Here is a 22,699-nt window from a genome sequence, read left to right as displayed (position 1 = left end):
TTATTGCCCGTTTTCAATGTGTTGTTCATGGTGACGGATGACCTCCTGAATGATGAATTTCAGAAAGGTCTTGGCGAATTCGGGGTCGAGATCGGCCTCCTCAGCCAAACGCTCAAGCCGCGCGATTTGTTTGGCTTCGCGGTCTGGGTCGGAAGGGGGCAAATCATGCTGTGCCTTCAACTTCCCTACGGCTTGGGTGTGCTTAAACCGCTCGCCAAGGGTATAGACAAGAATTGCGTCTAAGCGATCAATCGAGGCGCGATGTTCCTTGAGCAACGCTGCGGCGCGGGCGGCTGTATCAGTCATGATGTGATCCCTTTATTTCTTTTTGCCAAAGCCCGTCAGGGGCGGCAGACCACCGCCGCCACCCAAGCCGCCAAGCCCCATCTTGCGGGCTGCGGCCTCCATCGCTTTGGGATCCATTGCTGAAGGATCCATGCCCGCCAAATCTTTGGGTGCGCCTTTGCCCATTAATGCGCCAAGGCCCTGCTTGAGCATTCCTCCTTTGCCCATTTTTCCCAGCTTCTTCATCGCATCGGCCATTTGGCGGTGCATTTTCAAAAGCTTGTTCAGGTCAGAGACATCTTGCCCTGCGCCTGCGGCAATGCGCTTTTTGCGGCTTGCCTGCAAAAGGTCAGGGTTGGCCCTTTCCCGCTTTGTCATGGATTGGATCAGCGCGATCTGGCGTTTGATCACCTTGTCATCAAGCCCTGCATCATCAAGCTGCTTTTGCATCTTGGCCATGCCCGGCATCATCGACATCATGCCCTGCATCCCGCCCATTTTCAGCATCTGCTCTAACTGGCCTTTAAGGTCGTTCATGTTGAACTGACCTTTTTGGAAGCGCTTCATCATGCGCTCGGCCTGTTCAGCCTCGAGGGTTTCTTGGGCTTTTTCAACAAGGGCCACGATATCGCCCATGCCTAAGATGCGGCCAGCGACACGCTGTGCTTCGAATGTCTCAAGCGCCTCGAGCTTTTCACCCAACCCCACAAAGCGGATCGGTTTGCCCGTGACGGCGCGCATCGACAGTGCCGCGCCGCCGCGACCATCGCCATCCATACGAGTTAAAACGATGCCAGAAACGCCAATTTTATCGTCAAATTCCTGCGCAACATTCACCGCATCTTGGCCCGTGAGGCCATCCACGACCAAGAGTGTCTCGCGTGGGTTGGCAATGTCACGCACGGCTGCGGCCTGCGCGATCAGGTCTTGATCAATATGCAAGCGCCCTGCGGTGTCGAGGATATAGACATCATAGCCACCAAGCCCCGCTTGGGTTTTGGCGCGCTTTGCAATCGTCTCAGGGTTTTCACCTTGGATGATGGGCAGGGTATCCACGCCAATTTGTTGGCCAAGGATGGCCAACTGCTCCATCGCGGCAGGGCGGTTTGTGTCAAGGGATGCCATCAACACGCGCTTGCCTTCGCGCTCCTTCAGGCGCTTGGCCAGTTTCGCGGTTGTTGTGGTTTTCCCTGAGCCTTGCAGACCCACCATCAGGATGGGTGCAGGCGGGTTGTCGATTTTCAGTGCGCCAATCTCGCCTTCGCCCTGAAGGGTGGCGATCAATTCATCATGCACAATTTTGACGACCTGTTGACCCGGGGTCACCGATTTTGTCACCGCAGCGCCTGTGGCCTTTTTCTCGACCGCGCGAATAAATTCCCGCGCCACGGGCAAAGAAACATCTGCCTCAAGCAAAGCCACCCGCACTTCGCGCAGGGCTGTTTTCACATCATCAGCAGACAAAGCGCCTTGCTTTGTCAGCCCCTCAAAGACCGAGGAGAGGCGTTCTGAAAGTGTTTCAAACATTGGCCAAGGCCCCTTTGTCGCGTCATCTCTCTGGTGATCTGTGCATCAGGCCACCGCATTGCAATGCACCAAGGCCCCCGTGGGCGAAACTCGCTGACGAGGGGCGATCTTGGACATGTCCTAAGACCAGAAAGCCAAAGCTTGCTGGAAGTTGCACTGCTCTTAAGCGCGCGAAGAGGGGAATGTCAAGCCTTCGCGCCTTAGTTCAAATGGCGCAAGAGCCGCGCATGACGATCAAAGGCCGTGATCAACTGCCCTAAATTTTGAATATCTGTCGCCTCAAGCATGGGCAACATCTTCACAAAGGCCCGCGCCGTTCCCAATGTGTCGCCAAGTGCGGTATGACGGGCATTGTCGGGTATGCGGATGCTGAGGCGGTCACATAGCGCGTCCAATGTGTGTTCCGCAGACTGACCAAAAAGGATGGCCGAACACAGAACAGTGTCCAAGATCGGCTGATCAAAACGCGCGCCAATGGCCGCTTCGCGGCGCTGTAGAAAAGCCATGTCAAAGGGGGCATTATGGGCCACCAGAACCGCGCCATCGGCAAAGCGATGAAACCGCGATAAGGCATCAACAACCGATGGGGCGTCTGCCACCATCTCATTGGTGATGTGATGCACCGCTGTTGAGGCCGCAGGGATTTTGCGCGCAGGGTTGACCAATGTGTCAAAGCGTTCGCTCTCGACCAATTTGCCGTTTACAATCCGCATCGCGGCGATCTGACAGATTTCATCGACTTGCGGGTTCAGCCCGGTGGTTTCTGTATCGAACACCACGAAAGACAAGTTTTTCAGCGGGGCCTGTGACAGCTTAGCAGGCAGTGCGGTTTGCAACAGGTCAAAATCATATTGGATCACGCGCGGCGTTTGTAGCGCTTCGGGGGCGGCGGCTAGGGACAGGCTGATCCGTTGATCTGTGGTTTCGATCTTGGCGCCGTGGCTGCGCAAAACATCGGCCCCCGCAAAGCGTGAATGGCCCGTGATCAGGGGGCTGTCTAACCAATCATTGAGCCGTGCCGCGTCAGGGGCCTTTGCATCTCCCTGCAGGTCAAGAATGGCCTCTCCCTCTGTTAGTCGGGCCGAAAGTCGAATGTCAGACGCCCCCGCGCCAATCCACGACAGCGTCAGGCGCTCTAACAAGCGGCTGATGGCAAAGCCATCGGCGCGCAGTCGCAGGTCAGGCAGCGCGTCATACTGCAGTTGGATATCCTTTTGCGCCAAGCGCGTGGCAAGCGCGATTGCAATATCGGATAGGTCAAGCTGCTCAAGGGGCCACCATGCTGTATCGGTTTTGGCTTTTTCTTTTTGCACATCGCGTAACGTCTTTTCCAACTGCGCACGCGGCGTCCCTTGGGGCAGGTCTGGCAAAACAGCATCCACGGCCTCAATTAAATCGGCAAACAGGGCCTCGCGCATGCCATGCAGTGCCAAATCCTTGGATCGGTCCTGCAAGCACAAGAGATAGGCAGGATCGGCTGTTTCCTGACCTTCGAGCCAGAATAAGCGCATCCGTGCCTCGAAAAGGCGGGCATCGTGGCGGGTTGTTACCAAAATATCCGTGCCCTTGGCGCTCTGTGCGCGCAACAGCCTGCCATAAGCCTCGCGCAAGGGGGCCATGCGCAAAAGCTGATCAAGGGGGCGGTTCAGACCCAACCCCTCATCATCATTGAAGAGGTCCCGCATCTTGCCATTGTAAAGCGCGATTTTATGGTCAGGCGTGCAGAACACGACCCCATCGGGAATTTCGGCTAGTAAGGTTTCAAGGCGCTGCTTCTCAAGGCCAAGCCGTGCTGTTTCACGCCCCACGGCCAATGCCATTGCGTTGCGCGTTTCGGTCAAATGCGCGGCAACAGCCGCAGCAGCAGGGGCTAAATCACCCAAATATCGCGCATAGTTTGGATTGATTTCATCATCCACATCGGCATGGGCGCGGGCGCGCATATCCGCGGCCAATGCCTCAAGGGGGCGGGCGACATACTCATCGAACTTCGTCCAAACCCAAGCAGACAGGCCGATAATTGCAAATGCCCCAACCGCCCCTGCGGTGATAAAGGCCGATAGCGCGTGATCCTCGCCCAAACGAACATACCCAATCACCAGACCCGCGGTCAGCAGGGCCGCGCCCCCAAGGGCCAAGAGCGCAAAGAACAAAAAGATGCGCAAACGCAAACTAAGATGGGTGAACATGTGCGTGCGGGCCTCCTCCTCCCGCAGCGGTGACGCGGCCTAGTCGCCCAGAGTTGGGCAGACCACGGCAATCAACGGATCATCCGCGGAAACCGCTAACCAATCGGCATTCTCGGCGCGGCCATCAGCATCAAAACTGGTGGTTGGAAAAATCTCTGCGCGGGCGGGGGTGGTGCAATCCACCAAGATGGGTTTGATGATCGCGGGCTGCCACCGCTCATGCAGGCGCGTTTGCACAACCCATTGGCCCGAGCCTTCGACTGTTTCGATAGTCTCTGACGGGGTAACCGCGACAAAGCCTTTGATCCATGGCTTCACATATGTCCACGGCTGCCAAACAGCGCGCTGTTCGCGCGTGGCGATCATTACAGCGTCTGTGGGCAGGGTGGCCATGACGCCGCGCGCCCATGAATATTCGAGGGATATTGTGGTCAGGATCATCGCCAGCCCCGCGCCTGCAGGCACGAACCATTTTGGTATCCGCTCTCCTATCAGGCGGCGCAGGCCATAGGCGATGCCTGCCCCTGCAAAGGCCGAGGACAGTGCCGCAATAAGGACGAGGAACATTTGCATTTCGTTGGTCTTTCTCTTTTCGTGGCAACCAAAAACAGGCGTGGGGGTTATAAAAACCCGCTCCGCTGTCCGATTGCCGATTGCATTGTTTTAATCACAACGAAGGCATCGCGGAGATGACTTCGATCAAAATCGGATAAATAAGCAGGTGCCATGAAATTATCGGGCGCGTGGCCATTGCGGATTTGGCGCGTTTGATGCGCAAGCCGCGCTTCCGCGATCATGTCATAGGCATCCAATAAATCCCGTCCGCCCGAGGCAGAAACCGCACCTCCGTCAATTGCGGCAACCAAGCGCGCGCGGGTGTTTACTTCGTTCAACTGTCCTTTCAGCGCATAGATGCGCCCCAAATCCACCACGGGCACAACGCCGTTATGCTTGAGATCAATGCGATCTTTATGCTCGCCCGACCGAACAGTGGCAAAGCCCCGAAAGAGACCAAGCGGGGGCGTATGCTTGAGCGAATTAGAAATCATATGAGCCACAAAAATCGAATTTTCCGAAGCCTCTGCAAGGGTCGAGGCGTGAAGATCGTCAAATAGGGCCATCGTGCCGCCAATGGGCCGTAGGTCAAACATCACCGACGCCAACATCTGCGCCTCGGTGTCAGGTTTGTTAATCCATTTCGAGAAATAGTTTCGCCAAACGCGTAAGGGTTGCCGCCAACGCGCGGCGGTCGCCATCATATCACCTGGGCAGTAGAAATAGCCTGCCTCATCTAAACCATCCGAGACGAATTTTGCCAAAGCGGCGAAATACGCGTCGTCTTCTGGGCGCATGGCATCGTCTATGATCAGGCAATTGTCTTGGTCGGACAAGCCCGTTTGTTCTTGCCGACCTTGGCTGCCACAGGCCAGCCACAGATAGGGCACAGGCGGCGGCCCAAGATGGTCTTCGGCAAGTTTTAGCAACCGCCGGGTCGCGGCATCACCGATATCGGTGATCAGGCGTGTGACCACCTGATGATCATTATTTGCCCCAACCAATTGCATCAAAAGGGCAGGGATGCCTTTTACATATTTGGCAATTTCTGCGCTATTTGCGGCATAGGCGATATCCATGATGATTGAGGCGGAACTGGTCGCCTGAAAGCGCATCATATCGGTCTGGCTTAATATGCCTTCGGGCTGCCCGCGATCCATGACGGGCATATGGGTAAACCCATGCTCGACCATCAAATGCAGCGCATCAGCCACAAGGGCGGAGGCGGGCAAGGTCTTGGGGTCGCGCGTCATCACTTCAGCCACGGCCGTGTCTGATGGCAGCCCCGCCGCCATCGCGCGATTGGTTAAGTCGCGTGTGGTGATGATCCCTTGCAGCGCCCCCGTTTCGGAGGTGACAAGCAAGCAAGAGACGCGGTGATCCCGCATCTTTTTCGCGGCGCTCAGCAAGCTGTCTTGCGCTGTGCAGGTCAGAGGATTGCGCGTCATTAAATCGCCCAAGGTTTGCGTCGACAACGCACTGCGCTTGGCGCGGGCTGGGCGGGTGCGGTCAAAGAAATCTAGAAAGGCGGGGTGCTCTTTCACCAATTTATGGAAAAGTGGCGCCTTGACTTCCAAAAGTTCGGTTGGTTTCACCGCGGTTGCGGTGACAGGCGCAATACCATCGCGCATCAAGCCACGCTCTCCGAAGGAGTTTTTTGGGCCGAGGATCGAGACCAGTTCACCATTGGGTTCGGTGATATCAACCTGCCCTGACACGATGAGGTAAAGCGCCTCAAGCGGCGCGCCCGCGTGATAAATCACAGCGCCCGCTTTCGCCATGGAGCGGTTCACCTGCCCTGCCAGTTCCGCCAGATAATCATGCGGTAAGCTGTCATAGGGGTGCGTTTGTGACAGAAGTGTCAGGATTTCTTTTGGCATCTGGATCTGGGTCTGTTTGGTCGGTCTGGCTCAGCCTAGACTATTTATGAAAAAGGCGCATCCCGATTGATCGGAATGCGCCCATTTTTCTTAAGGGGTAGCCCCTAAGTGATCAAAGGATCACTTGTTGATGGCTGCACCTGCGCCACGTGGGATACGTACGGATTCCACGAGGTCTTGGATCTCCTGCGGAGGCTCTGCTGTCACGCGGGCTACTGCGAATGCAACTGCAAAGTTCAGCAATGCGCCCACTGGCCCGAAATGGGTTGGTGGGATGCCGAACAGGTAGTTCGCTGCAGTGTTATCCAGCATGTTGGTGCCTGGGATGAAGAACCAACCCAAGAATGTGAACAGGTAGAGACAGGTTGAAATCAAACCTGCAAGCATACCTGCTGTTGCACCTGCGGAGTTCATGCGCTTGGAGAAGATACCCATCATCAGTGTTGGGAACAGCGAAGCTGCTGCCAGACCGAATGCCAGAGCCACGGTTTGCGCCGCAAAGCCTGGAGGGTTCAGACCAAGATAGGTTGCCAAAGCAATCGCGCCTGCCATCGAGATGCGTGCGGCCAGAAGCTCGCCTCTCTCCGAGATGTCAGGATTGATCACCGACTTGATCAAATCGTGGCTGATGGAAGAGGAGATCGCCAACAGAAGACCCGCCGCAGTGGACAGAGCCGCTGCCAGACCACCTGCCGCGATCAGAGCGATAACCCAACCTGGAAGCTGTGCGATTTCTGGGTTTGCCAAAACGAGGATGTCACGGTTGAACGTGACAAGCTCGTTTCCTGCCCAACCACGCTCAGCTGCCATTTCAGCCATACCAGCGTTATTTTCATTGTAGTACTGGATCAGGCCATCGCCGTTCTTGTCTTCAACAGCCAGAAGGCCAGTCACCGACCAAGTGTTGAACCAATCAGGCAGATCAGCTTGTGCAACAGGCTCACCTTCAACGCCATTTGGCCACATGGTGGTCATGATGTTCAAACGAGCCATAGCACCCACCGCAGGAGCGGTTAGGTAAAGCAGCGCGATGAACACCAGTGCCCAGCCAGCAGACCAACGTGCGTCTGACACTTTGGGAACGGTGAAGAAGCGAATGATCACGTGGGGCAGACCCGCGGTACCAATCATTAGAGACAAGGTAAACAAGGCCATCAACCATGGGCTAGAGCCTGTGGTGTAAGCATTGAAGCCCAGATCCGTCAGCAAGCCGTCCAATGTGGTCAGCAGAGGCTGGCCAGAGGCGGTGTGCTCGGAGAAGAGGCCGAGGCTTGGGATTGGGTTACCTGTCAGTTGCAGTGAGATGAACACAGCAGGGATCGTATACGCAGTGATCAGAACACAATACTGCGCCACCTGCGTATAGGTGATGCCCTTCATGCCACCTAAAACCGCGTAAACGAAAACGGTTGCGGAGGCAATGTAGAGACCCGTTGTTTTGTCAACTTCGAGGAAGCGAGAGAAGGCCACGCCAGCACCAGTCATCTGACCGATAACGTAAGTCACGGACATCACAATCAGTGAGGCTACGGCCACAACGCGTGCAGTTTGGCTGTAGAAACGGTCGCCTACGAACTCAGGAACCGTATACTTGCCAAATTTGCGCAAATAGGGTGCAAGAAGCATCGCCATAAGCACGTAACCGCCCGTCCAGCCCATGAGGAAGGTCGAGTTGTTATAGCCTACGAATGCGATAAGACCTGCCATTGAGATGAAGGAGGCCGCCGACATCCAGTCAGCTGCAGTTGCCATACCGTTCAAGACAGGCGGAACACCACGCCCAGCGGCGTAGAATTCAGATGTGGAGCCCGCGCGGGCCCAAATTGCGATACCGAAGTAGAGCGCAAACGACAGCCCCACAACGATAATATTGAGTGTTGTTTGTTCCATAATCTGGCCCGTCCCTTACTCTTCGTCCACGCCATATTCTTTGTCTAATTTGTTCATACGCGCTGCGTAGAAGAAAATCAGAACAAGGAATACGAGGATTGAACCTTGCTGAGCAAACCAGAAGCCCAGATCTGTGCCACCCACCGCGATGCCGCTAAGCATCGGGCGGAAAAGAATAGCAAAGCCATAGGAACACAGCGCCCAGATCACCAAGCATAGGGTGACCAAGCGGATGTTCGCGGCCCAGTATTCAGAGTTATTTGCCTTTTCGGCCATTGATATCTCCCTTCGGTTTCTAACCAGTGAGGCACTGCCCCAACGGTGACATCTGACGCCGCCTCCTCCTAAGGCGCCGACAGAATTCTTTTGCCCAATTACGCCCCAGTGAGGTGGGACACGATATTGCCAAGTGCCTTGGCAATATCGTCAATAGCCCCCATAGCCGCGACTTTGCTAAGCGTGCCGCGGGCATTGTAATACTCGATAAGGGGGGCCGTTTGGGCATGATATGCCGACAGGCGCGTGCGCACTGTTTCGGCATTATCATCAGGGCGGCGCTTAAACGAGCTGCCCTGACATTTGTCACAAACACCCTCTGTTGCGGGTTGCTTGAATTCGTCATGATATCCTTCGCCACAATCGGCGCAGGTATAGCGACCCGATACGCGGGCCACCATCGCTTCATCATCCACCTCAAGGCTGATGACAGCGTCAATCAGCTGGTTCCGTGCCGCCAAAAGGCCATCAAGTGCCTCGGCTTGCGCGGCGGTGCGGGGGAAACCATCCAGAATTGTGCCTGCGGCCACATCGGGCTGCTGAAGGCGTTCTTCGAGAACGGCGAGCACAATCTCATCCGAGACCAACTCGCCCTTTTCCATAACCGATTTCGCGGTCAAGCCTGCGGGTGTGCCTGCATTGACTGCGCCACGCAGCAAGTCACCAGTGGACAGCTGCACAAGCCCGAATGCCTCTTCTAGCATGCGGGCTTGGGTGCCCTTCCCAGCGCCCGGAGGCCCGAGAAGGATTAAGTTAACTGGTCGTGTCATCGTAACTGCCGTCATTTACTGAATTCCACGCGTTACTTAACGATGCGATTGGCGATGAGGTCATCCACCACGCTTGGATCTGCCAAGGTCGATGTGTCGCCAAGGCTGCCGAAATCGTTTTCGGCAATCTTACGCAAAATGCGGCGCATGATTTTCCCCGACCGCGTTTTTGGCAGGCCAGGTGCAAATTGCAGCGCGTCTGGTTTTGCAATTGGGCCGATCTCTTTACGCACCCAATTGGTCAATTCTGCCCGCAATTCTTCGGAGGGCTCTTCACCCGCCATCAACGTGACGTAGCAGTAGATCCCCTGACCTTTGAGATCATGGGGGAAGCCCACCACTGCGGCCTCTGATACTTTTTCATGTGCCACAAGCGCCGATTCAACCTCGGCTGTGCCCATGCGGTGGCCCGACACGTTGATCACATCATCCACGCGGCCCGTGATCCAGTAATAGCCATCTTCGTCACGGCGGCATCCGTCCCCTGTGAAGTAATAGCCTTTGTAGTCACTGAAATAAGCCTGCACAAAGCGATCAGGATCACCCCACAGAGTGCGCATCTGACCAGGCCAGCTGTCTTTGATACACAAAACGCCTTCTGCGGCGGTTTCGTGGATTTCTTGACCAGTGGTCGCATCCAACAGCACGGGCTGAACGCCGAAGAATGGATTTGTCGCTGAGCCCGGCTTGAGTTTGGTTGCACCTGGCAGAGGCGTAATCAAATGGCCGCCCGTTTCGGTCTGCCACCATGTGTCAACAATGGGGCAGTTCCCCTTGCCAACAACGTCACTATACCAATTCCATGCTTCTGGGTTGATAGGCTCGCCCACCGACCCCAAAAGCTTGAGGCTAGAGAGATCGTATTTGGTCACGAATTCATTACCCTGACCCATCAGCAAACGAATGGCTGTAGGGGCGGTGTAGAATTGGTTCACTTTGTGCTTTTCACAAACAGCCCAGAAACGGCCCGCGTCTGGATAGGTTGGCACGCCTTCAAACATCAAGGTTGTCGCGCCATTCGCAAGCGGGCCGTAGATGATATAGCTGTGGCCTGTCACCCAACCCACATCGGCAGTGCACCAGAACACATCGCCATCATGATAGTCGAATGTGTATTGATGCGTCATCGCAGCATAAGTCAGATAGCCACCTGACGTATGAACAACGCCCTTCGGCTTTCCCGTTGAGCCCGAGGTGTAAAGAATGAACAGCGGATCTTCAGCGTTCATTTCTTCCGCAGGGCAGGCGGTGGATTGGCCCGCAGAGGCGTCATGATACCAGATATCGCGACCATCGGTCCAAGTTACATCTTGACCTGTGCGCTTCACGACCAAGCATTTCACATTGTCATCACAATGCAAAAACGCCTTATCCACGTTAGATTTCAGATCGGTCACACGACCGCCGCGGGGAGCGCCGTCCGAAGTGATGACAACCCGTGCTTCCGAGTCATTGATCCGATTTGCCAATGCGTCAGGCGAGAAGCCCGCGAAGACCACGGAGTGGATCGCGCCGATGCGCGCGCACGCAAGCATGGCATAGGCTGCCTCGGGGATCATAGGCAAATAGAGAACAACACGATCACCGCGCTTAACGCCCAATGATTTCAGGGTGTTGGCAAAACGGCCCACTTCATCGCCAAGCTGTGCGTAGGTGATATGCTGCGCGGCTTCGTTGGGATCGTCTGGTTCAAACAAAATCGCGGTCTGATCGCCGCGCGTTGCCAAATGGCGATCAATGCAGTTTGCCGCTACGTTCAGCGTGCCGTCCTCATACCAACGGATATCTACATTATCATAGGCAAAGGAGGTGTTTTTGACCTTGGTGTAGGGCTTGATCCAATCAAGGCGCTTGCCTTGTTCGCCCCAAAACGCCTCGGGATCGGAAATGGAGGCCTCATACATTGCTGTGTACTTATCCGCGTCAATATGCGCGCCAGCAAGAAGGTCAGGGAATTTCGAAGTCGTTGGCAATGTAGTTCTCCCTCAAAGGTGGCGGCGCGGATGTCGTTTGACAAAGGGTGCCGCGCCGCAGCTTGGGTGTCGCTCACCCCGATCCCTTCGTGGAAATATGGCGGTTCGTGCCTGTTCAACGTAAACAAACGACACAAACGCAGCTCATGTGATGACTAAAACAGATCCTCCCCGATCCCCAAATTTTGCGTCCTTACCCCCTCCATTGGGCGGTTTCGCAAAGTCGACAGTGGCCCCATTCTTGGCCTGATTTCCCGATCACGCACACCGCTATCAATCACAAACAGTTTACACCAAGTTTTTGGCTTCAGAAGGAATACATCCTGATTTCCGCGATTTCTGTGTAACAAATTTACACTGCGTTGCGGAATTTGTAAATTTATTAACAATTTTCGAAAATTTCCTCGGAAAACATACCTAGTTTGGTGGCGGGCAAATTTAAACCATAGGTTGTATTTGTGCGCTTTTAGAGAGTTAGCGCTAAATTCTGCGCTGCGGCGCAACCCCAACATGTGGTGTTTTTCCTGATTATCGGTTGATGGAGGGCCAAAACCGCGCGCGAGTCACCCGAAATTAAGGGCGCTAAAGAAGGCGGAAATCCGCCCCCAGCCAAGGCATCCTTTGCAGGGCTGGCGCGATGAACAGCTTTTGTGAAAGATCGCGGATCAGGTTCGCCATTTCACTGGGAATGGCGCCCGTCCAGTCATCACTGCAATAGAGCATGATCTGGCGCGGTTGCGCGGGTGAGGGCAAGGGGTAGGTGTCAATCCCATCCGCAAATCGCTCGCCCCGCATCAGGCTCAGGGGCGTTGTGATGGTGAAGCCAAGCCCTGCCGCCACGAGGGCCGAAATGGATTGGTTCGAGTCGATCTCAAATCTGCGACTAACCTGCATATCATGCATCTGAAGATACTCATCAATATGCTGCGCCATGACCTGCGCAGGGTCGCGCCCCAAAAAAGCAAGCCCGCCCAAGTCTTCGAACCTTCCCTCAAAGGCATATCCTTTTGGGAGGGCCAAAATATAGGGATCCTGCACAATCGGGTGCGCCACGATATCTGCGGGCGCGGTCTGCGGTGCGGCGCAAATGATCATATCAAGGTTCCGCTTGGCCAACATATTGAGCAAGATGTGGCTCGCCCCAGTTTGTAGGCGGAATTTACAATCGCTGAGCGTCTCGGCCAAACGTGCGGCCAATTGTGGGGTTAGATCATTCTCAAAATCATCAATAACCCCAAGACCAAGGGCGGATATGCCCGATAGGTTTAGGCGGCTGAGATCTTTTTGCCCTGCACGCAGCGCGCCAAGCGCCACTTGCACCCGTTTTAGGAACAACCGCCCCGCAGGTGTCAGGCCAATAGGCCGCCTGCGGGTGTCAATCAATTCAACCCCCACCGCCAAAGATAAATTGCGCAGTTGTTGCGAGGCGGCGGGCACGGATAGACCCATTTCCTCTGCCGCATCGGACAGCGATCCCGTGCGCGCCATTACCTCGAAGGTCTCAAGGCTCTTGAGGCTGATCCCCTTAAGATCGGGTCGCGTCATGCGGCGATGATCCGTTCCAATAGCGCCTGAGGCACAGCGACCCCTTCTGTCAGCGCGGTTTCAAATTTTTGCCTACGCGAAAGCGCCTGCAACCTATTGGGGGCATCGGCGAGAAGGGCTTGGGCGAATTGCTCAAGCGCCGATACCTGCCCGTATGATTGCGGCTTGATGGCAAAAAGACAATGCCCCATGCGCAGCGGCCCGCTGCTTCGATCATCAGGGTCACTGATCATGGCCGAGGCCCCCGCCCCAACAAGGCTGAGCACGAGAATTTCGACCATTACCGCAATATTGAACCCGTAGCTGCCCTGAACAGGCAAGATGCTGCCCTCAATCGCCGCGCGGGGATTTTGCGTGGCGCGCCCGTGGTCATCAAGCGCAAGGTGGGGCGGCAGCGTGGTTCTTGATTTGATGTGATCAAACACAGTGTCGCGCGATATCGCGGCTTGGCCTTGTTCAAAAATCAACACACCCTGTCCGCGCTTGTCAGGGACTGCCAGTGCCATTGGATTATCCCCCAAAGTCGGGGGCAAAGGCGGGTTTGTGCTGATGCATGCCGTGTCGGTCGATAGCGCCAAGCTCACATAGCCGCGCCGCGCAACGTCTTCGGCCATCTGCGGCAGAAATCCTGGGCTATGACCATTGGCAAAGGCCAAACAGGCCGTGCCTTCCGCCTCGGCGATCTGCAGAAACTCGGGCAGGGCCAGATCAAAGGCTGCGGGCAAAAAGCCGTTGGCGATGTCACAATGTAACCGCACGCCTTGTCTGGGCTGCAATTTCGGCATCGCCCCCCCCATCACAGCGACCAAGCGCCAGATCCTCAAGGCAATGCAATAAATAGCGAAGGCCTGCGCGGGCGCGTCCCTCGGCTTCGGCGCGGGCGATGCGGCGTGCAAGAGGTTTGGCTTGATGTGTTTTGGCCGACAATCTGCTGAGGCTGTCAAAACTCAGCGCCTCTAAATCGGCAAGGCTTAGCCGTTGATTGTTTTCGTCTTGCTGCCCATTCATACTCTGTCGCCTTCTACACTGCGGCTCAACATTGAGTCTCTATGGGACAGATTGTTTCACTCAAGAACGGCGGCAGAAGGGCGCAAGCGCGGCAAAAGCGGTGCGATATTGGGGCGCGCCTAGCCCTCGATGATCAGTTCGGGCAATTGACGCGCATAGCCGCGGATCACATCGGCCAATTGCCGATGCGCAGTGCTGGCCCCTGAGGTTGAGCGCCATACAAGCCCAATAGAGCGCGAAAAACGCTTGCCCTTAAAAGGCCTTACCGCAACATCCTGCGCGCGCCCCAATATTTCAGAACGCACATAAAGCGCAGGCAAAAACGTGGCCCCCATCCCCATTGCAACCATCTGGCGCAGGGCATCAAGCGATGTGCCCTCATATTCGCGCGACAATGTCGCCCCTGTTTCAACACAAAGTGCAGATATCTGATCATGCAGCGCATAATTCGGCGACAGTGACAGGATTGTTTCGCCGCTGAGGTCTTGCGGTTCAATTTGGCTGCGCTGCGCGAGCGGATGATCGGCTGAGATTGCCACGACCAAGGGCTCTCGGAACAACCGCTCCGTGACCAAAGACGCGCCAGGGATTGGCAATTGCGTCAGGATCAGATCATGGCCCCCTTCGCTGATTTGACGGGCAAGGTCATGTGGGGCCGCCTCGCGCACATATAGGCGCAGATCAGGGTGGGAGCGATGCAAATCGCCCACGATATGTGGCATCAGATAAGGCCCCAGCGTGGTGGACGTGCCAAGGCGCAATGTGCCCGCGAGGCCCGTTTGCAAGGTTGCGGATAGATCAACAATCGCTTGAGTCGCGTCCAAAATATCGCGCGCGCGCGCCACAACTTCGCGTCCCGCTAGGGTCAATTTTACAGGCCCGCGCCCCCGTTCAATCAGGGTCAGGGATAATGCCTCCTCCAGGGTTTTGATCTGCACCGAGAGCGAGGGTTGCGATATCCCACAGGATTCTGCCGCTAGGCGGAAATGGCCCGTTTCCTCAATCGCGACCAAGTACCGAAGTTGGCGCAAGGTAAGCGGAATTTTTGGAATTGGCATGGCAGATGCTTCGTTAGTTTTTTCCTATCAAAATATGTTGTAATGCAATATTTTCTTTCAGCAAGGGTGACCCTAAATCTTGGTCATGATCAGGCGCAAACCTGATTGGGCCGATGCGAAGCCACGCGCGCAAAGGCCATTTACACGCAAGGCCCAAGTCTCTGGTTGTTAGTCCCTTCCAGTGGTTTGAGATGGGCAAAGCGTTTCGGGTGTCCTAACGGGATCCTGCCGTCACCCCTGAGGGACACCCGATTTCTCCTTAAAAGCGCGGATTAATCAGCTCTCCCCGGTTAGTCCGCGCTCACCTCTCTCTTAGGTATGCAATTCGGTGGTGCTGCCATCGGGCAAAATTGCCACGGCGCTTAGGCGTCCTGTTTCATCGGGGCGGGTGTTTAGCGCGATGCGCCCCTCCGCTTGGGTTGCGCTTTCGACAGCGTTATGGCCGTGGGCTATCCATAGGCCATCTCCACGCAGGCGATAGGCAAATTCAGGATGGCCCCAGATCAGATTGCGCCCGCTTTGTTGGTCAAGCGGATGATGCGGATCAGCGCCAGCATGGGTTGCAGCCAAGCTGCCTGATTTCCAAAACAACGGCAGGTTGGCTAACCATGTAATGCGCGCCTCTCCCAAGACTTCTGATAAATGTGTAACCAAGTCATCGGGTGGCAGGTTCGGGTCAAGCTTGAGTTCCTGCAAAAATCGCGGTGCCCCTGCACGCAGCCAGCGTTGAAGTCGCACCGCCGGCGCATCTAAACTATCGAGCAAAAGCCGTTCCTGCGCACCGCAAAGACAGGTGACGTTATTTGGAAATTCTTGGGTCAGATCAATCAGGCGGTCGAGCGTGGCTAACCCTTGACCGCCCGCGTGCAAGTAATTTCCAACGAAAACCAATTGTGGATTTGTTGCGCCACTATTGCCGATATGGGCATCAATGCGCGCCAAAATGCCTTCAAGCAAACTGGCGCAGCCCATAAGGTCGCCCACGATATAGCTTGCTAATTCAGGCCGCGGTTGCCCGCCTTTGCCCTGACCTAAGGCTGCCTGTCCTGTGGGTTTGGGGGTGCGCTTGAACAGTTTGAACATGGTTAAAATCTGCGCGGATATGGGCGCATAAGCAAGGCTAAATTTGCGGCGCGGCCGCGCGCTTAATCGCGCGCGCGCAACCGTCCCGCAGGGCGCATGGCCAAAGGTCGCCATGCGTAACCAAGCCCCGCAGCAAGGCTGACCAAGGCACCGCCCCCAATGATGAGAATGGCCGAGGTAAGATCAAACTGAAAGGGCGCCTCCATCACAAATTCCATGACCGCAAAGCCTCCAAGCGTGCCTGCGCCAAGGGCGACCAAGCCCGCCATCGCCCCTAACAATGCGGAACGAAGGGCGAAGGATGACAGGATTTGCCCACGCGAGGCGCCGAGGGTTTTCAAAAGTGCCGCCTCATAGCTGCGCGCCCGTTCGCCCGATGCGGCCGCACCGATTAAGACGATCAATCCTGTCAACAGGGTCACGCCTGCGCCAAGGGACGTTGCCGTTGCAATGGCCCCAAGCGCCTCGGCCACGCGGTCTAGTGCATCACGGATGCGAATGGCGGTAATATTGGGGGCATCGCCCGCAATATCACGCAACAACTGCGCTTCTGCGGACTCTTCGGCATAGACTGTTGCGATGAATGTATGAGGTGCGCCTGCAAGCGCGTTAGAGGAGAGGGTCATAACAAACCCAATCCCTGCATTCGAGAAATCAACCTCACGCAGCGCGGCAATGGTCGCGGTGATGTCCCGCCCCAAAACGTTAACAGTGATCTGATCGCCAAGCCCGACACCTAATTCGGCGGCCTCTTCGGCAGCAAAGGCCATCAATGGTGGCCCGTCATAGCCTTGATCCCACCATTGCCCTGCAACGATTTGGTCAGATGGTGGGGCTTCGTCCAGATAGGTCAGGCCACGATCCCCGCGCACGACCCAGTGATCCCCTGCTACTTCGCGCGCGTCTTGCCCGTTGATCTCCGTCACGATGCCGCGCAGCATGGGCGCGGTTTCCACCCGTGATACCGCAGGGTCGCTTGCCGTGCGGGTGAGAAAGGGGTCAATCTGGTTTGGTTGGATATCGACAAAGAAATAGGAGGGGGCAACCTCGGGAAGGTCGCGGTCAATCGCATTTTGTAGATTGGACGAGATTTGCCCCACCGCCGCCAGAACTGACAGGCCCAGACCCAGCGAGATCATCACCGCGGTCGCTTCTGAACGGGGGGCGGCAATCGCAGCGAGGGCCGCGCGCAACATGACCCGTCCGCGTAAGGCGCGCCCGCGCGCCAAATTGCGCAAGACGCGGCGCAACACCCATGCAGCCACCCATAGGATCAAAATGGCTGCGGCAATCCCCCCTGCTGCGCCAAGCGTCAAAATCGGCACGCCAGACCGCCATAGCGCCAGTCCCAAGAGCGCGGCGCATAGGCCAAGCAGCGCTGCGATATAGCGTTTGCGCGGGATGGCAATGGCTGGGCTTGCCGCATCTCGAAAGATCGCTGCGGCGCGCAGGCGTTCGGTTTGCGCCAAGGGTAGCAGCGTAAAGATTAACGCCGTCAGCGCGCCATAGCTCGCCGCCTCAAGAAGGGCAGCAGGGGCGATGGTTATGTTCAAATCCACAGGCATATGCGGCGCCAAGAACGGAGCCGCCACAAGCGGCAACAGCGCCCCAAGCACCACTCCCATGCCAACGCCAACGGCACCCAAAATAATAATTTGGATCAGATAGGCGGCAAAGATCGTATGCCCCTCGGCCCCGATGGTTTTCAGGATCGCAATGGTGGATAGACGATTTTCCAAATAGGCCCGCACCGCGGCAGCAATGCCAACCCCACCTACGGCCAGACCTGCGAGGCCAACCAACACCAAGAACGTGCCGATACGATCGACAAAGCGTTGCACCCCCGGGGCCGCGCGGCGGCTGTCTTGCCAGCGGATACCGCCTTCGGGAAAAGCTGCCTCCATCTGACTGCGCAAGCTATCGAAATTTGCCCCTTCGGGCAGTTTCAGCCGCACTTCGGTTTCATACAGTGTGCCGGGTTGGATCAGGCCTGAGGCGGTTAATCCGTCCAGCGATATGATGGTGCGCGGGCCAAGGCCAAAGCCGCCTGCCGCGCCATCAGGTTCTGCATCAAGGGCGGCGCGCAGTTGAAATTCTGCTGTTCCAATGGTGAAGATATCACCAATTTGCATGCCCAAACGATCAATCAGCACTTGCTGCATCACCGCGCCATACAGGCCGTTTTGCGCTGAAATGGCCTCTTGGATCGGGTGATCTGGTATAAGACCCGCCGCGCCATAGAGCGGATAGGCCGCATCGACCGCCCGCAATTGGGTCAGGGTGTAATCCATCCCCTCGGGCCCCGTGAAACCCGCCATAGACCGCAGTTCGATGGTCTCAGAGACATCCGTTGAGATTGCTGCCATAAAGGCGCGCTCTTCATCATTTGGGCCGCGATAGGTGAATTCCATTTCAGCGTCACCGCCAAGGATCACCGCCCCCTCACGCGACAAGCCATCGCCAATTGCGCTGCGCACTGTGCCAACAGTGCCGATAGCCGCCACGCCCAAAATCAAACAGGCGAGAAAAATGCGAAAACCACGCAACTCCGCACGCCATTGCGCGCGCAATTCGCGCTGCGCAATTCGCCACGCCATGATCATATGCACGATCCTTTTTGCGGGCGTGTTTCTGAGACGACCCGACCATCGCGCAAGGTGACCATGCGGTCACATTTTGCGGCCAGTTCCGAAGAATGGGTGACGAGGATCAGCGTAGCCCCGTGACGGGTTTGCAGATCTATCAGAAGGTCCATGATCTGCGCCCCATTGGTTGCGTCCAAATTACCTGTGGGTTCATCCGCCAATAAGATCGAGGGGCGCGGTGCTGCCGCACGGGCCAAGGCTACGCGCTGTTGTTCACCGCCTGACATTTGCGCAGGATAATGCCCCGCACGATGCGCAAGGCCAACCGAAGCCAGTTCCGCCTCGGCCCGATCAAACGCATCTGCCACCCCTGCCAATTCAAGGGGCGTTGCAACATTCTCAAGCGCAGTCATGGTTGGGATGAGGTGAAAAGATTGAAAAACAACGCCCATATGGTTGCGGCGAAACCGCGCTAAGGCATCTTCATCCATACGTCCCAAATCATGATCAAGCGCACGCACTGTGCCCGATGTGGGGCGCTCTAATCCACCCATCAACATTAAGAGCGAAGACTTGCCCGAACCCGATGGCCCAACGAGGCTGACGCTTTCCCCTTTGCTTATCGTCAAAGACACCCCATGTAGGATATCGACAGGGCCCGCATTGCCCATCAAGGACAGACTTGCGTCTTCAAGCGAAAGGATGGTTTCGGCCATGTTCAATAACCCCGCATACTTGGTTGAAACTCGATATGGGGTTTTGCCGCGCTGCGGCAAGGGGCGGCTTGTCTGGGCGGCGCTCTTTGGCGTGCTGCTGATGCTGCTGCCACAGACGGGGGTCGCGCAGGTGCAGGTCGTTGCCCTGGGCGACAGTCTGACCCAAGGATACGGCTTGCCCCAAGGCGAAGGTTTCGTGCCGCAGCTGCAAAATTGGATCAATGAGCAAGGTCTTGATGCACAAGTCGTCAATGCGGGTGTCTCGGGTGACACGACCGCAGGGGGGCTGTCTCGGATTGACTGGACGCTGACCCCTGATGTGGATGCCGTGATCGTGGCATTGGGGGGAAATGACCTATTGCGTGGGATTCCACCTGCAACCAGTCGCGCCAACCTTGAGGCAATTTTGCAGAAAATATCTGCGCGCAATTTGCCTGTTCTTTTGGTGGGCTTGCCCGCGCCCAATAATTACGGCCCCGCATTTACGGCTGAATTTGACGCGATTTACCCCGATCTCGCGGCCCAATATGAGACTAGTCTTGTGCTTGATTTTCTTGGGCCTATTGCCGCGGCCGCAGAAAGTAACCGCCAAGAGGCATTGAGCGATTTGATGCAGCCCGATGGCATTCACCCTAATGCCAAGGGCGTGGCTTTGGTGGTCGAGGCACTTGGCCCTGAGGTTGCAAACCTTATTGCCCGCGCCGAGGCAGGCGGGTCATGAGCGAGGCCGCCGATCATCTGCGTGTGGCTCTTGGGCAGATGTGTTCTGCCACGACCCACGCCCCAAATATCGCCGTGATGCAAGAGTTTGCACGCGATGCAGCGGCAGCGGGCGCAGATCTTTTATGTCTGCCTGAAGTGGCGGGTTTGATGTGCCGCGATCGTGAGAAAGCTTTGGCACAGGTCAAGACCGCTTCGGAAGATCCGTTTCTGGATGCCGCGCGCAATGCGGCGCGCAGGCACAACCTTTGGATCCAAGCAGGCACAACACCGATCCGACCTGAAGGCGCAGAAAAATTCCGCAATCACGCTGTTTTGATCGCGCCTGATGGGGATGTGGTCGCGGTCTATGATAAGATTCATCTGTTTGATATCGCATTGGACGGGCAGGCCCCAATTGGAGAGTCGAGCCGATTTAACGCGGGGGATCAGGCGATGTTGGTCGACACCCCTTGGGGCCCGTGGGGGATGAGCGTGTGTTATGATATCCGCTTTGCCCATCTCTTTCGCGACTATGCCAAGGCGGGCGCACGCATGATCTTTGTGCCATCGGCCTTTACGGTGACCACGGGCCAAGCTCATTGGGAGGTTCTGCTGCGTGCTCGTGCCATTGAGACGGGCAGTTTTATCGTAGCCGCCGCCCAATCAGGCAGCCATGAAGATGGGCGCAGCACCTATGGTCATTCGATGGTTGTCGCTCCATGGGGCGAGATTTTATTGGATGCAGGCACGGCCGCGCCCGCCTTGCATATCTGCGATTTGGATTTGAGCCGTGCAGATCACGCGCGGGCACAAATTCCGAACCTGTCCAATGAGAGACCCTATCAGCTATCGCGAAAGGATGCGCGCATCAAAGCGCGCAATCCCAACGAAATATAGACGTATCCACTGCTGGGATGGCATGATCAGCCGGGAGCGCGCCATTTTGTTACCTGTCGGGTGTAGCGGTCAGTTTTGGGAAGAACTGGCTGGGGTGGTAGGATTCGAACCTACGGTACGCGGTACCAAAAACCGTTGCCTTACCACTTGGCTACACCCCAACCGTGACGCGCTAGTTACTTTGCGCGGGTCGTAGGATCAAGACCCTTGTGTGAAAAATCTTTGGTTTATTTTCGTGGTCTCAAATCGTTTGATCATAGGCCCCGACATCGGGTTCTGTTCGAATGATCGCGTCTAGGTCTTGGAAGATTGCGCGCATTTCTGCTTCACTGGCGGGACTTTCGCAGACAACCACCAAATTTGGCGTGTTGGATGAGGCCCGCACAAGGCCCCATCCGCCATTTTCCAACACTACCCGCGCGCCATTTACCGTTACGACATCCACGATTTTCTGCCCGCCCAGTGAGCCGCCTTGACCATGTAAAGCCACGAGTTTTTCCACCAACCGAGCGAGAACATCGTATTTTTGCGTGTCCGCGCAATAGGGCGACATGGTCGGGGTGGCGTAGGTTTGGGGCAAAGCGCGGCGCAGATCCGCCATAGAGGCGTCAGGGTTGCGATCCATCAATTTGCAGATTTCTACCGCAACGCGCATGCCGCAATCATAGCCACGTCCCAGAGGCGGCGCGAAGAAGTAGTGGCCCGATTTTTCGAACCCCGCGAGTGCGCCCAATTCATGCACGCGGCGTTTCATATGGCTGTGGCCGGTTTTCCAATAATCCGCCCGCGCGCGAAGCGCCCGCAATTCAGGGTCAGAGGCATACAGCCCCGTAGATTTCACATCAGCTACGAAAATCGCACCCTTGTGATGTTTGGCCAGATCGCGGGCCAAGATCACGCCCATCTTATCGGCAAAAATTTCTTCGCCTTCATTGTCGACCACGCCGCAACGATCGCCGTCCCCGTCAAACCCAAGCGCGAAATCAGCGCCGCTTTCACGCACCGTGTCCGCCATGTCATGCAACATTTCCATCGCTTCGGGGTTTGGGTTGTAATGCGGGAATGTGTAATCAAGCGCATTATGCGATGCGACCACCTCGACCCCCATGCGCGCGAATAACTCAGGGGCAAAGGCCGAAGCCGTGCCATTGCCCGTGGCGCAGACCACGCGCAGCTTGCGGGTCATTTTGAAATCGCCAACGAGATCATCCAAATAGGCCTCTTTGACTCCATCGACAAACTCATACGCGCCGCCCGTGCGCGCCACGCCCGCGCCGTCCAAAACGATATCGCGCAAACGCGCCATCTCGACTGGGCCATGGGTGAGGGGCTTTTCAAATCCCATTTTCACCCCTGTCCATCCATTGGGGTTATGGCTGGCTGTCACCATGGCCACGGCTGGCGCATCAAGGTGAAATTGCGCAAAATAGGCCATCGGGCTGAGGGCGGGGCCGATATCCCGCACCTTGATCCCCGCCTGCATCAAACCCAAGATCAGCGCGTTTTTGACCGAGAGCGAATAGTCGCGGTAATCATTGGCCACCACGATCTCAGGGCGAATGCCGGCCTCATGCATTTGTGTGCCAAGCCCTAGACCCAAGGCAGTAACGCCTGGCAGGTTAATCTCTTCGGGAAAACGCCAGCGTGCATCATATTCGCGAAACCCTGTCGGTTTGATCATCGGATCGCGCAAGAAGGCCCATGTATTCGGGGTGACCTCGGTGAGGGGTTTTGTCATGACGAATACCTTATTGGGCTTG

General features: G+C 56.3%; 19 protein-coding genes and 1 tRNA gene. 2 read left to right on the top strand and 18 right to left on the bottom strand.

Annotated elements, in window-relative coordinates; translation table 11 throughout:
- From AAC636_RS10950 to AAC636_RS10875, 16 genes are all read right to left on the bottom strand, one after another.
- Positions 1-306 (bottom strand): chorismate mutase, encoded by a 306-nt coding sequence (locus AAC636_RS10950; RefSeq protein ID WP_317655731.1) that lies wholly within the window; start codon positions 304-306, stop codon positions 1-3.
- A 12-nt stretch (positions 307-318) separates the two neighbouring features.
- Positions 319-1,812 (bottom strand): signal recognition particle protein, encoded by a 1,494-nt coding sequence (ffh, locus tag AAC636_RS10945; protein ID WP_317655730.1) that lies wholly within the window; start codon positions 1,810-1,812, stop codon positions 319-321.
- A 200-nt stretch (positions 1,813-2,012) separates the two neighbouring features.
- Positions 2,013-4,001, bottom strand: coding sequence for a 3'-5' exonuclease (locus AAC636_RS10940; protein WP_340301527.1), 1,989 nt, complete (start codon positions 3,999-4,001; stop codon positions 2,013-2,015).
- Positions 4,002-4,040: 39 nt separating this feature from the next.
- Positions 4,041-4,568 (bottom strand): hypothetical protein, encoded by a 528-nt coding sequence (locus tag AAC636_RS10935; protein ID WP_340301526.1) that lies wholly within the window; start codon positions 4,566-4,568, stop codon positions 4,041-4,043.
- A 53-nt stretch (positions 4,569-4,621) separates the two neighbouring features.
- Positions 4,622-6,436, bottom strand: a complete 1,815-nt coding sequence (locus AAC636_RS10930) for a DUF294 nucleotidyltransferase-like domain-containing protein (RefSeq protein WP_340301525.1) — start codon at positions 6,434-6,436, stop codon at positions 4,622-4,624.
- Between the two features lie 120 nt (positions 6,437-6,556).
- Positions 6,557-8,326 (bottom strand): sodium:solute symporter family protein, encoded by a 1,770-nt coding sequence (locus AAC636_RS10925; RefSeq protein ID WP_340301524.1) that lies wholly within the window; start codon positions 8,324-8,326, stop codon positions 6,557-6,559.
- Between the two features lie 15 nt (positions 8,327-8,341).
- The gene (locus AAC636_RS10920) at positions 8,342-8,602 is read right to left on the bottom strand and encodes a DUF4212 domain-containing protein (RefSeq protein WP_317655725.1); all 261 of its coding nucleotides are present in this window, start codon (positions 8,600-8,602) and stop codon (positions 8,342-8,344) included.
- Between the two features lie 98 nt (positions 8,603-8,700).
- Positions 8,701-9,387, bottom strand: a complete 687-nt coding sequence (locus tag AAC636_RS10915) for an adenylate kinase (RefSeq protein ID WP_445322566.1) — start codon at positions 9,385-9,387, stop codon at positions 8,701-8,703.
- Positions 9,388-9,404: 17 nt separating this feature from the next.
- On the bottom strand, positions 9,405-11,276 hold the full coding sequence (gene acs, locus AAC636_RS10910; protein ID WP_445322574.1) for an acetate--CoA ligase: 1,872 nt from the start codon (positions 11,274-11,276) through the stop codon (positions 9,405-9,407).
- A 651-nt stretch (positions 11,277-11,927) separates the two neighbouring features.
- On the bottom strand, positions 11,928-12,890 hold the full coding sequence (locus tag AAC636_RS10905) for a LysR family transcriptional regulator (RefSeq protein WP_340301521.1): 963 nt from the start codon (positions 12,888-12,890) through the stop codon (positions 11,928-11,930).
- Positions 12,887-13,675 (bottom strand): Ldh family oxidoreductase, encoded by a 789-nt coding sequence (locus AAC636_RS10900; RefSeq protein WP_340301520.1) that lies wholly within the window; start codon positions 13,673-13,675, stop codon positions 12,887-12,889. Before AAC636_RS10900 ends, AAC636_RS10905 begins: the two co-directional genes overlap by 4 nt.
- A complete protein-coding gene (locus AAC636_RS10895; RefSeq protein WP_340301519.1) occupies positions 13,632-13,898 on the bottom strand; it encodes a hypothetical protein in 267 nt (88 codons plus the stop codon). The genes AAC636_RS10900 and AAC636_RS10895 overlap by 44 nt, the downstream gene beginning before the upstream one ends.
- Positions 13,899-14,017: 119 nt before the next feature.
- Positions 14,018-14,956, bottom strand: a complete 939-nt coding sequence (locus AAC636_RS10890) for a hydrogen peroxide-inducible genes activator (protein ID WP_340259821.1) — start codon at positions 14,954-14,956, stop codon at positions 14,018-14,020.
- 312 nt (positions 14,957-15,268) lie between these two features.
- The gene (locus AAC636_RS10885; protein ID WP_340301518.1) at positions 15,269-16,153 is read right to left on the bottom strand and encodes a serine/threonine protein phosphatase; all 885 of its coding nucleotides are present in this window, start codon (positions 16,151-16,153) and stop codon (positions 15,269-15,271) included.
- Positions 16,102-18,642 carry an ABC transporter permease gene (locus AAC636_RS10880; RefSeq protein ID WP_340301517.1) on the bottom strand — a complete coding sequence of 847 codons (2,541 nt, stop codon included), beginning with the start codon at positions 18,640-18,642 and terminating at the stop codon, positions 16,102-16,104. The genes AAC636_RS10885 and AAC636_RS10880 overlap by 52 nt, the downstream gene beginning before the upstream one ends.
- Complete coding sequence (locus AAC636_RS10875) at positions 18,639-19,340, bottom strand: ABC transporter ATP-binding protein (protein WP_340301516.1); 702 nt, start codon at positions 19,338-19,340, stop codon at positions 18,639-18,641. Before AAC636_RS10875 ends, AAC636_RS10880 begins: the two co-directional genes overlap by 4 nt.
- Between AAC636_RS10875 and AAC636_RS10870 the strand changes: the two genes are divergently transcribed.
- Together AAC636_RS10870 and AAC636_RS10865 are read left to right on the top strand one after the other, a co-directional pair.
- A complete protein-coding gene (locus AAC636_RS10870; RefSeq protein WP_445322565.1) occupies positions 19,339-20,061 on the top strand; it encodes an arylesterase in 723 nt (240 codons plus the stop codon). The genes AAC636_RS10875 and AAC636_RS10870 overlap by 2 nt on opposite strands.
- On the top strand, positions 20,058-20,939 hold the full coding sequence (locus AAC636_RS10865) for a carbon-nitrogen hydrolase family protein (protein WP_340301515.1): 882 nt from the start codon (positions 20,058-20,060) through the stop codon (positions 20,937-20,939). The genes AAC636_RS10870 and AAC636_RS10865 overlap by 4 nt, the downstream gene beginning before the upstream one ends.
- A gap of 86 nt (positions 20,940-21,025) precedes the next feature.
- Here the strand turns inward: AAC636_RS10865 and AAC636_RS10860 are convergent.
- Both AAC636_RS10860 and AAC636_RS10855 read right to left on the bottom strand, forming a co-directional pair.
- Positions 21,026-21,100 (bottom strand) — tRNA-Gln (locus AAC636_RS10860).
- Between the two features lie 80 nt (positions 21,101-21,180).
- On the bottom strand, positions 21,181-22,677 hold the full coding sequence (locus AAC636_RS10855) for a phosphomannomutase/phosphoglucomutase (RefSeq protein ID WP_340301514.1): 1,497 nt from the start codon (positions 22,675-22,677) through the stop codon (positions 21,181-21,183).
- Positions 22,678-22,699 lie beyond the last annotated feature (22 nt).

This window comes from Roseobacter sp. HKCCD5988 (genome assembly GCF_037830355.1).
Lineage (GTDB): Bacteria > Pseudomonadota > Alphaproteobacteria > Rhodobacterales > Rhodobacteraceae > M30B80.
Note: the sequence above shows the minus strand (reverse complement) of the source record. Positions and strands in the feature narration are given on the sequence as shown.